Below are 10,534 nucleotides of genomic sequence, written 5' to 3' on the forward strand. Positions count from 1 at the left end.
ATCAACACAGCTATGGATGCTATCGACAAGATCCGTGATACATCATCTTCTCACGAGCGAGTTTCAATCGTAGAGGTTATGGGACGTCACGCTGGATATATTGCCCTTTGGTGCTCAATCGCCAACGGTGCAGACGACATTCTCCTTCCTGAGAAGTACGACTACAACGAGCAGCGCATCATCGACAACATCATCGACAACCGTAAGAAGGGCAAGACACACCATATCATCGTTAATGCAGAGGGTATCGGCCACTCAACATCAATGGCCCGCAGAATTGAGGCTGCTACAGGACTTGAGACAAGAGCTTCAATTCTTGGATACATGCAGCGTGGTGGTAGCCCAACATGTAAGGACCGTGTTTACGCGTCAATGATGGGATGCTATGCAGCAGATATCCTTGCAGCTGGCAAGACCAACAGAGTAGTTGGTTACCGCAATGGCCAGTTCGTTGATTACGACATCGACGAGGCTCTTGCAATGAAGAAGAATATCAACGAGTACATGTACGAGATCGCTCGTACAATCTGATGCTGCCAGCTGCCAGCAAAATGGCGCAGAGGGTATGACTCAATGCATAATCAATGGTGATCACTTTTTGTGGTCACCATTTTTGCATATGTCGAAAATGCTTTGCATGCACTATGTAATATTTCGTTAACATGTGGTAGTATAAGTGTACTCATAAAAGTTACAGGAGAAATGTTATGATCACCAGTACCAGCAATGACCGCGTAAAGCGCGTTGTGGCCTATGGTCAGAAGGCAAAGGCAAGACGTGAAGATGGCGTCTTTATTATAGAAGGAATGAAAATGTTAAGGGAGGCTCCGGTTCTCCAGGTAAGCGAGGTATACGTCACAGAAAGGTTCGTGGACACCGCCAGCGAAGGGGACAAGGAGATTCTTTGGAGATACGGTGCAGAGACAGTTTCTGAGGAGGTCATGAACAAGATGGCCGACACTCAGACACCACAGGGAGTTCTTGCAGTAATAAGGCAGTATCCCTATACCCTTGAGGAAGTCCTTGAAGGCTACAATCAGAGCGCTTCGGGAAAAGAAAATGCTCCGCTCCTTCTTGTTCTTGAGAATATTCAGGATCCAGGAAACCTTGGAACAATGCTTCGAAGCGGCGAAGGCGCCGGAGTAACAGGTATCATCCTTTCAAAGGGATGCGCAGATATCTTTAGCCCCAAGGTCATCCGCTCCACCATGGGATCCATTTTCAGAATGCCATTTATATATGTAGAGAATGTTTCCGAAATGGTAAAAGAGCTCGGAACTAAGGGAATTTCTACCTATGCAGCTCACCTTAAAGGTAAAAAGAGCTACGACGAGTTTGACTATACTAAGCCGACAGCATTTCTTATCGGCAACGAGGGAAATGGACTTACAAAAGAGACTGCAGATGCGGCTTCTGAGTATGTTCTCATCCCAATGAAGGGGGAAGTGGAATCCATGAACGCAGCCACTTCAGCAGCAATTCTTACATTTGAAGCTTCAAGACAGAGAAGGGGGTAACTTAAAATGACACTGGGATTTATCGGACTTGGTAATATGGCTAAGGCCATGATCGGAGGCATTCTTCATAAGGGTCTCATGGGACCAAACGAGATAATTGGAACTGCTCAGACAGAGGCTACATGCCAGAAGGTAGCTAACAAATACGGGATCCAGACAAGGAGCTCAAACGCAGCAGTAGCCGCAGAGGCAGACATAATCGTTCTCGCTGTTAAGCCCCAGTACCTGAAGGTTGTGATCGCAGATATTATGGATTCAGTCACTGAGAACAAAGTGATCGTCAGCATCGCAGCCGGTAAGACAATAGGATGGATTGAAAAAGAGTTTGAAAAGCCCACCAAGATAATCAGGGTTATGCCCAATACTCCTGCACTTGTAGGAGAGGGCTGTTCTGCAGTCTGCAGAAATGACCTTGTAAGTGACGATGATTTCCACTTTGTAATGGAGCTCCTTGAGAGCTTTGGTAAGGCTTATACAGTTCCAGAGTCACTTATGGATGTAGTAGTTGGTGTCAGCGGATCATCACCTGCATATGTATTTCTTTTCATAGAGGCTATGGCAGATGCGGCAGTTGCTGGCGGAATGCCAAGGAAACAGGCCTATGAGTTCGCTGCCCAGTCAGTTCTTGGAAGTGCCAAGATGGTTCTTGAAACCGGCAAGCACCCGGGAGAGCTTAAGGATATGGTCTGCTCACCTGCTGGAACTACAATCGAGGCGGTAAGAGCACTTGAAGAGGGTGGTTTCCGCGGAGTAGTGATGGATGCAGTAACTGCATGCATTGATAAGAGTAAAAGTCTCTAATTTACTAGTCAAAATTTGACAAAAAAACATATCTTTGCTAATATTACCAACGGATTATCTTAATCTTAACAAGTTGCAACAAAATTGTAACAATTTATGAGTGATACAATTCAGAAGGATAGCAAAGGTATGGAGAATGCACTTAAGTTATCCGCTGGGATAGTGAAGCGCCTTTTGGTATTTGCGCTTGCAGCATGTATTTTCTTTTCCCAGGGGATGACAGTAGAGGCAAGAAACAGAGCTTCGAGCTATTTAGAACTTGCTACAGGAATTTCAAATATTATCAGCCCATTGTCACCACTTGGTGTTGATTACACAGCCACAGAGGTAAAGGCCTACGCTAATGCAGAGAGGACAGGAGCTCTTTCTGAGGAAGAGGAGCAGGAGTCCACACTGTTTATGGCCAATGTCAGCACAGTGATGAACGTCAGGGAAGATCCCAGTGAAGATTCGACCAAGGTCGGAGTTCTTTATAAGGACTGCGGCGGTAAGATATTAGACAGACAGGACGGTTGGACCAAGATCCAGTCTGGTGACCTTATTGGCTGGGCCAAGGATGAGTATCTTTTATTCGACGACGAGGCAGAGAGTCTTGCACAGGATGTTGGAAAACAGATTGTTACCAGTAACTCAAGCGCTCTTAACGTAAGGGCAGAGGCTTCTTCAGATGCAGAGGTACTTGGCGTTCTTACAGAGAATGCTTTCGTAGATCTTATTGAGGACGAGGGCAATGGCTGGATCAGCGTTGACTACAACGATGAGACTGGCTATGTACAGTCCGAGTTCGTTACTACTTCATTCAAGATTGACCAGGGTGAGACCATTGCAGCTATCAAGATCCGTGAAGAGGCTGAAAAGAAAGCGTCTCTTACCAAGAACCGCGGAGCAGTCAGCGCAGATGCTGATGAAGTCAAGCTCCTTGCAGCACTTATCCAGTGCGAGGCAGGTAACCAGCCTTACGAGGGAAGAGTTGCAGTTGGTGCAGTTGTTATGAACCGTGTTAAGTCAGGTGCTTATCCTAACAGTATTTACGGTGTTATCTATGCATCAGGTCAGTTCACACCAGCTCTTAACGGAACCGTTGCAAGAGTATACAACAGCGGCAAGATCGCCGATGCCAACTACCAGGCAGCTCAGGCAGCTCTTAATGGCGAGACAACCGTAGGCAGCGCACTTCACTTCAGACGTGCCAACGGAAGAGAGGGTATCATAATCGGTGCTCATGTATTCTGGTAATGTTCTGACCACAGGCAGACAATATTTACAAAATACTTGTGAAGTCTGTGTTGTGATTTACTAAAATTCAAAAACGAAGAAATGTCTCCTTTCACGTTGTTCAGAGAAGTCGACATTTCTTCGTTTTTTCATTTTGTAAATCATCTCCTCGACTAGAACTGCGTATTTTATAAATATTGTCTGCCTGTTGCCTAGTATCTTTCAGGAATAATATGTGTTATGATTTACTATATTTTCATAAGGAGGAGCACTACGATGAATTTGTACGGACGGGATTTTTTGAAGTTACTTGATTTCAGCACAGAAGAGATTGAATACCTGGTAGATCTTGCAGCGGATTTTAAAAACAAGAAAAAGCAGGAAATTTTACACGATGAGCTTAAGGGCAAGAATATTGCGCTGATATTTGAAAAGACCAGTACCAGAACCAGATGCTCCTTTGAGGTTGCAGCCCACGATCTTGGAATGGGTTCAACTTACCTTAACCCAACAGATTCACAGATCGGTAAAAAAGAGAGTATCGCAGATACTGCAAGGGTTCTTGGCAGTATGTACGATGGAATAGAGTACAGGGGCTTTGAGCAGGAGATTGTTGAGACAATTGCCAGGTACAGCAAGGTTCCTGTTTGGAACGGACTTACCAACGAGTTCCATCCAACACAGATGCTGGCTGACGCTCTGACTATCAGAGAGCACTTTGGTAAGCTTAAGGGCATTCATCTGGTTTACATGGGGGATGCAAGATACAACACAGGTAATTCCCTGATGGTCCTTTGTGCCAAACTTGGAATGCACTTTACCGCAGTTTCCAACAAGAAGTACTTCCCAGCTGAGGACCTTGTAAATACATGCAAAGAGATCGCAAAAGACACAGGAGCGATCATTGATTTCTCTGAGGATCCTATTGAGGGAACCAAGGGAGCAGACGTTATCTACACAGATATCTGGGTATCCATGGGCGAGCCTGACGAAGTCTGGGAGGAGCGCATTAAGGACCTTGAACCTTATCGCGTAACAATGGACATTATGAACAACGCAGGACCACAGTGCGTATTCATGCACTGTCTGCCATCTTTCCACGACCTGAACACAGGCATCGGAAAACAGATCAAGGAAAAATATGGTCTTGATGAGATGGAAGTTACTGATGAAGTTTTTGAGTCAGACAGATCAATTGTCTTTGAAGAGGCTGAAAACAGAATGCACACCATCAAGGCAGTTATGTACGCTACACTTAAGAAATAAAGGTTACGCATTAAATGCTTAGTAAGGAAGAAATAGAAAGGCGGCTTACCACCAGGTGGGCTGCCTGCAACATTGTATATAAGGATATAACGGATTCAACCAATAACGATGCAAGGGACATGGCAGCAGAGGGCGCTCCCCACGGAACGCTGGTTGTGGCTGACAAGCAGGAAGCTGGTCGTGGTTCCCGTGGCAGGAGCTGGGAAACTCCAGCCGGTACCAACATCGCCATGAGCCTTGTGATAAGGCCTACAGCTCCGGCAGACAGGATATCCATGCTGACGCTGGTGATGGGACTGTCTGTTGCAGAGGGCGTTGATCTGGCCATTGCAGAAAGCAGCGCAGATGGCAGTAAGACCCTTGAAGGCACTTCAACCAGCCGGCTCTATTCCCAGATAAAGTGGCCCAACGACGTTGTTATTGACAAGAAAAAAATCTGTGGTATTCTTACAGAGCTTCACATGAACCCGGATAATTCCATAAGGGATGTTGTCATCGGCGTTGGGATCAATGTAAATATGACTGATTTCCCGGATGAGATTAAAGGTGTTGCTGGATCTCTTTTGACCCAGACCGGAAAAAGAGTTAACAGGAGCCTTGTGGTGGCGCGGGTCATGGAGCGGTTTGAAGAAAACTATGAAAAGTTCCAGATGAGTTACGACCTGTCCTTCTTAAAAGAGCAGTACGAATCCAGGCTCATCAACAAGGGTGAAAAGGTGAAGATCCTTGATTCTGGCAAGACCGGAGGAACACCAGCTGCCTGGGATGCAAGAAGCGGAACTATGGGATGCGCCCTTGGGATCACGGACCTTGGAGAGCTTCTTGTGGATGTGACAGGAGAGCAGGCAGGCTCTCACCATAGAGATATCAGAACAGTCGGCGCCGGAGAGGTGTCGGTGAGAGGACTTTACAGCTACGTATGAATGGCCGCGCGCCAAGCTGCACAGGCAGCAGGTGACCGGCTGAAATGGAGGCTAGCTATGATCTTAGTTATTGATGTAGGTAACACCAATATCACATTTGGAGTTTTTAAGGGAAAAGAGTTGACGACGTCATTTCGAATGATGTCCAAGACAGCCCGCACTTCCGACGAATACGGAGTGGAGCTCCTTACCATGCTTGGCATGAACGGAGTTAAAAAAGGAGAGATCGAGGGCGTTATGATCGCCAGCGTAGTGCCTCAGGTAATGCACGCGCTTGTAAACGCCATTGTTAAGTACATAGATAAAAAGCCATACATTGTGGGACCTGGGATCAAGACTGGCATCAAGGTCACCATCGACAACCCCAAGGAAGTTGGCCCGGATCTTATCGTTGATTCCGTTGCAGCTTACGAGCTCTACGGCGGACCAGTGCTGGTTGTGGACTACGGTACTGCAACCACCTATGTGCCAATAAATGAAAAGGGCGAGTTCTATGCAGGCGTGGTTTCACCAGGCATCAGGATTTCAGCTTCTGCTCTCTGGGAGGGCACAGCCAAGCTTCCTGAGATTGAGATCAAAAAGCCAGGCAGCATCCTTGCAAGGGATACGATTTCCAGCATGCAGGCAGGTCTCATATATGGACAGATCGGCCAGACAGAGTATATCATTGATGAGATCAAAAGAGCATCAAGCTGCCCTGAAATGAAAGTTGTGGCAACAGGGGGCCTTGGAAGACTCATTGCGGATGAGACAGATTCCATCGACATCTATGATCCAACCCTGACACTTAAGGGACTTCAGATCCTGTATGACAAGAACAGGAAGAGCAAGCCACAGAACAAAGAATTTGATGATGACAATCAACCGGAGTGAGAAATATGAGCGCTAAGGATTTTGAAAGAGAATATAAAAGAGAGTTTGAAGGAATCATTCCTGAGGACGAATTAGAAGAAAATGAGGACCAGACTCAGGAAGGAGACCTTAAGATCGATGAGATGCAAAAGACCAACAAAGGTCGGGAGTTTGAGAAGGTAGCAGGGAAGAGAGTAGTTTTATGCGGAGCCAACGCTTATGAGCAGAAGTACTACTTTAACCCGATCTTTAGGCAGATCCCTGAGAGCATCAAGAAAGAGCTTAATATCATCAGCGTTCTCTTTACTCAGGAGGCAGGTGGTATCTTTACCATCGTCTATGAGGAGGATGGCAGCATCTCCATCGAGACCAACGCTGACGAAGAGGACATCACCTATGATGAGATCACAGCGGGACTTCTTGTAAGCGAAGTAAGAAGAAAGAGACAGGACCTGTTTGAAGCCCTTGGACTTTACTACAGGATCTACGTGCTTCACGAAAATCCTGCGGATATATTAGATAGCGACGAAAGCTGAGATAGGAAATCTCTGATTTCCGTGAGTGAAGCTTGTTCTGGCGAGCCTGCTTGCAGGCGAGAGCAGAACTTCCTTGTTAGGAGAAAAGAATGTCAGGCTACGGCAAGCTGCAGATTGGCAGTGTAACTTTACCAAACAACATAATTCTTGGACCAATGGCAGGTGTATCAGACCTGCCTTTTCGTGTTTTATGCAGCGAGATGGGCGCAGGCCTTGTGTGTATGGAGATGATAAGCGCCAAGGCTATCACCTACAAGAACCGCAACACCAACATGCTCCTTGAGATTCATGAAAAAGAGCATCCGGTTTCACTGCAGCTGTTTGGCTCAGAACCTGAGATCATGCAAAAAGCCTACGACATGATAAAGGACAGGCCCTTCGATATCCTTGATGTGAACATGGGCTGCCCTGTTCCCAAGGTTGTTGGAAACGGCGAGGGGTCAGCGCTTATGAAAAATCCGGAGCTTATTGAAAAGATAGTTAGAGCTCTTTTCGAAGTGTCTGACAGACCTGTTACGGTCAAGATAAGAAAAGGCTTTAACGATGAGTCGGTAAATGCAGTTGAGTGCGCACTGGCGGCAGAGGCAGGGGGAGCTTCTGCAGTTGCTGTTCACGGAAGGACAAGGGAGCAGTACTATTCAGGTAAGGCTGACTGGGATATCATCAGACAGGTGAAGGAAGCTGTGAAAATCCCTGTTATTGGAAACGGAGATGTGGTTGACGGCGAGAGCGCAAAGAGAATGTTTGATGAAACAGGGTGCGACGGCGTAATGGTTGCAAGGGCAGCCCAGGGTAATCCATTTATCTTCAGGGAGATCATCAGCTTTTTTGAAAAAGGAGAAAGCTGCGACAGGCCTACAAACCGCGAGATTTACGACACAGTCATAAGGCATGCAGATATGCAGCTTAAGTACAAGGGAGAATACATCGGGATCCGAGAGATGCGTAAGCACGTGTCCTGGTACACAACAGGAATGCCAGGAAGCGCCAAGTTCAGAGGCGAGATAAACCAGATGACTGATATGGCGTCCCTGAAGGCTACATGTGGCAGAGTTATGCTACAAAATGCTATTGTTGACACGGAAAATAAATAACAGTATAATAGCAAAGTTAAAAAGAGAAAGTACATATATTTATATAGATAGATTAGATTTTCTTATGGAGGTTGTTTAGGCACTATGGAAAAGAAAAACATCTTAACTTATGAAGGTCTCAAGAAGTACGAGGACGAGCTTCAGGACCTTAAGGTAAACAAGCGTCAGGAAGTTGCTCAGAAGATCAAGGAAGCAAGAGAGCAGGGAGACCTTTCTGAGAACGCTGAGTACGACGCAGCAAAAGATGAGCAGCGTGATATCGAGGCAAGAATTGAGGTTCTTGAGAAGATCCTTAAAAATGCTGAGGTAGTAGTAGAAGAGGACGTTGATACAAACAAGATCAGCATCGGATGTAACGTTAAGATCCGTGATCTTGAGCTCAACGAGGATCTTGAATACAAGATCGTAGGTTCACAGGAGGCTAACAGCCTTAAGGGTAAGATCTCCAACGAGTCACCTGTAGGAAAGGCACTGCTTGGTGCTAAGAAGGGACAGACAGTTTCTGTAGAGACACAGGCTGGCGTGTTCAAGTACAAGGTACTTGCAATCGACAAGACCAAGACAGAGTAATCTCTTTTCCCAGGTCTTAATTAGTGACATTTGAGCCGGCGAACCATCGTCGGCTTATATATTATAATCGCAAATCAGGAGGAAATATCGTGGCAGAGAATAATCAGCAAAACAACGCACCACAGGAAGATGTCGGAAGACTTCGTCAGGTAAGAAGAGACAAGCTAACTGAGCTTCAGGCACAGGGCAGGGATCCTTTCCAGATCGTCAAGTACGACCAGACTCATCACACCCAGGATATCAGGGACAATTTTGATGCCCTGGAGTTCGTACCACCAGTTGACGAAGAGGGCAAGGCAGTGGTTGTTCCTTTTGAAGATATCCCGGCTGACAAGGTTGTTTCACTTGCAGGACGTATGCTCAGCAAGCGTGTCATGGGTAAGGCTTCTTTTGCAGGCCTTCAGGACAGAGACGGACGCATGCAGCTTTATGTTTCAAGAAACGACATCGGCGATGAGGCTTATGCTGATTTCAAAAAGATGGATATTGGTGACATCATTGGTGTTAAGGGATTTGCCTTCAGAACACGTACAGGCGAGATCTCAGTGCACGTTAAGGAACTCACTCTTTTATCCAAATCTCTTATGCCACTTCCAGAGAAGTTCCACGGACTTACAGATACAGAGATCCGTTACAGACAGAGATACGTTGACCTCATCATGAACGAGGAGGTAAAAGAGACCTTCAAGAAGAGATCAGCTATCATCAGAGAGATCAGAAATTTCCTTGCAGATAGAGACTTCATGGAAGTTGAGACACCTATGCTTGTTGAGAACGCAGGCGGCGCAGCTGCAAGACCATTCTTTACACATTACAATGCCCTTGATGAGGAGAGGAAGCTTCGTATTTCCCTTGAGCTCTATCTTAAGAGACTCATCGTTGGCGGTCTTGAGAGAGTATTCGAGATCGGCCGTGTATTCAGAAACGAGGGTACAGACACAAGACACAACCCAGAGTTCACACTTATGGAGCTCTACCAGGCATATACAGACTACGAGGGAATGATGGAGCTTACAGAGAGCATGTTCCGTTACCTTGCTGAGAAGGTTTGCGGTACAACCCAGATCCCTTACGGCGACAACATCATCGATCTTGGCAAGCCTTTCGAGCGCCTTACTATGAACGATGCTATTAAGAAATATGCCGGCGTTGACTTTGATCAGGTTAAGACTGACGAAGAGGCCAAGGCTCTTGCCAAGGAGCACCACATCGAGTTTGAGGATCGTCACACCAAGGGCGATATCATCAACCTCTTCTTTGAGGAGTTCTGCGAGAAAGAGCTGATCCAGCCTACATTCATCATGGATCACCCTCTTGCAATCTCACCTCTTACCAAGAAGAAGCCTTCAGATCCTGAGAAGGTTGAGCGTTTCGAGCTCTTCATCAACACCTGGGAGATGTGCAACGCATACTCAGAGCTCAACGATCCCATCGACCAGCGCGAGCGTTTCGCTATGCAGGATGCCAATGCGGCAGCAGGCGACGAAGAGGCTGAGCACACAGACGAGGACTTCCTCAATGCCCTGGAGATCGGTATGCCACCTACAGGCGGTATCGGATACGGTATCGACAGACTTTGCATGCTGCTGACAAATAGTGAGACCATAAGGGATGTCTTATTATTCCCGACACTTAAGTCCGTCTCTCACAATTAAGTCCGTATAAGGTTTATGTTGTTCATGAAGGTTGTGTCAAACAAGGATTTGCACCATTTGTACCGCAAATCCCGATGCCTTGGATGGACTGTTATGGACCAGGAT

The 10,534-nt window shown here is 46.5% G+C and carries 11 protein-coding genes; all 11 read left to right on the top strand.

The features are described 5' to 3' along the window. On the top strand, positions 1 to 531 hold a 531-nt coding region (locus tag J6I68_RS13835), incomplete at its 5' end, for a 6-phosphofructokinase (protein WP_292221183.1). A gap of 176 nt (positions 532 to 707) precedes the next feature. Further along, positions 708 to 1,517, top strand: a complete 810-nt coding sequence (locus tag J6I68_RS13840) for a TrmH family RNA methyltransferase (protein ID WP_292221184.1) — start codon at positions 708 to 710, stop codon at positions 1,515 to 1,517. Between the two features lie 6 nt (positions 1,518 to 1,523). Continuing rightward, the gene (proC, locus tag J6I68_RS13845) at positions 1,524 to 2,318 is read left to right on the top strand and encodes a pyrroline-5-carboxylate reductase (RefSeq protein ID WP_292221185.1); all 795 of its coding nucleotides are present in this window, start codon (positions 1,524 to 1,526) and stop codon (positions 2,316 to 2,318) included. Positions 2,319 to 2,447: 129 nt separating this feature from the next. Continuing rightward, positions 2,448 to 3,554, top strand: a complete 1,107-nt coding sequence (locus J6I68_RS13850) for an SH3 domain-containing protein (protein WP_292221186.1) — start codon at positions 2,448 to 2,450, stop codon at positions 3,552 to 3,554. A gap of 255 nt (positions 3,555 to 3,809) precedes the next feature. Beyond that, the gene (gene argF, locus J6I68_RS13855) at positions 3,810 to 4,799 is read left to right on the top strand and encodes an ornithine carbamoyltransferase (protein ID WP_292221187.1); all 990 of its coding nucleotides are present in this window, start codon (positions 3,810 to 3,812) and stop codon (positions 4,797 to 4,799) included. A gap of 14 nt (positions 4,800 to 4,813) precedes the next feature. After that, positions 4,814 to 5,722: a biotin--[acetyl-CoA-carboxylase] ligase gene (locus J6I68_RS13860; protein WP_292221189.1), complete on the top strand. Its 909-nt coding sequence runs from the start codon at positions 4,814 to 4,816 to the stop codon at positions 5,720 to 5,722. A 57-nt stretch (positions 5,723 to 5,779) separates the two neighbouring features. Beyond that, a complete protein-coding gene (locus tag J6I68_RS13865) occupies positions 5,780 to 6,595 on the top strand; it encodes a type III pantothenate kinase (RefSeq protein WP_292221190.1) in 816 nt (271 codons plus the stop codon). Between the two features lie 5 nt (positions 6,596 to 6,600). Next, positions 6,601 to 7,110 (top strand): DUF6145 family protein, encoded by a 510-nt coding sequence (locus J6I68_RS13870; protein WP_292221191.1) that lies wholly within the window; start codon positions 6,601 to 6,603, stop codon positions 7,108 to 7,110. A gap of 89 nt (positions 7,111 to 7,199) precedes the next feature. Next, the gene (gene dusB / locus J6I68_RS13875; protein ID WP_292221192.1) at positions 7,200 to 8,204 is read left to right on the top strand and encodes a tRNA dihydrouridine synthase DusB; all 1,005 of its coding nucleotides are present in this window, start codon (positions 7,200 to 7,202) and stop codon (positions 8,202 to 8,204) included. An 84-nt stretch (positions 8,205 to 8,288) separates the two neighbouring features. Further along, positions 8,289 to 8,774 (top strand): transcription elongation factor GreA, encoded by a 486-nt coding sequence (gene greA, locus J6I68_RS13880; RefSeq protein ID WP_292221193.1) that lies wholly within the window; start codon positions 8,289 to 8,291, stop codon positions 8,772 to 8,774. An 89-nt stretch (positions 8,775 to 8,863) separates the two neighbouring features. Continuing rightward, entirely contained in the window at positions 8,864 to 10,429 is a 1,566-nt protein-coding gene (lysS, locus tag J6I68_RS13885; protein WP_292221194.1) for a lysine--tRNA ligase, read from the top strand. The last annotated feature ends 105 nt before the right edge of the window (positions 10,430 to 10,534 follow it).

The organism is Butyrivibrio sp., from assembly GCF_017940685.1.
Taxonomy (GTDB): Bacteria; Bacillota; Clostridia; order Lachnospirales; family Lachnospiraceae; genus Butyrivibrio.

Excerpts from the sequence above, each read along its gene's own strand:
- J6I68_RS13840 (WP_292221184.1), top strand. The coding sequence starts at position 708 with ATGATCACCAGTACCAGCAATGACCGCGTAAAGCGCGTTGTGGCCTAT.
- proC (WP_292221185.1), top strand. The coding sequence starts at position 1,524 with ATGACACTGGGATTTATCGGACTTGGTAATATGGCTAAGGCCATGATC.
- J6I68_RS13850 (WP_292221186.1), top strand. The coding sequence starts at position 2,448 with ATGGAGAATGCACTTAAGTTATCCGCTGGGATAGTGAAGCGCCTTTTG.
- argF (WP_292221187.1), top strand. The coding sequence starts at position 3,810 with ATGAATTTGTACGGACGGGATTTTTTGAAGTTACTTGATTTCAGCACA.
- J6I68_RS13860 (WP_292221189.1), top strand. The coding sequence starts at position 4,814 with ATGCTTAGTAAGGAAGAAATAGAAAGGCGGCTTACCACCAGGTGGGCT.
- J6I68_RS13865 (WP_292221190.1), top strand. The coding sequence starts at position 5,780 with ATGATCTTAGTTATTGATGTAGGTAACACCAATATCACATTTGGAGTT.
- J6I68_RS13870 (WP_292221191.1), top strand. The coding sequence starts at position 6,601 with ATGAGCGCTAAGGATTTTGAAAGAGAATATAAAAGAGAGTTTGAAGGA.
- dusB (WP_292221192.1), top strand. The coding sequence starts at position 7,200 with ATGTCAGGCTACGGCAAGCTGCAGATTGGCAGTGTAACTTTACCAAAC.
- greA (WP_292221193.1), top strand. The coding sequence starts at position 8,289 with ATGGAAAAGAAAAACATCTTAACTTATGAAGGTCTCAAGAAGTACGAG.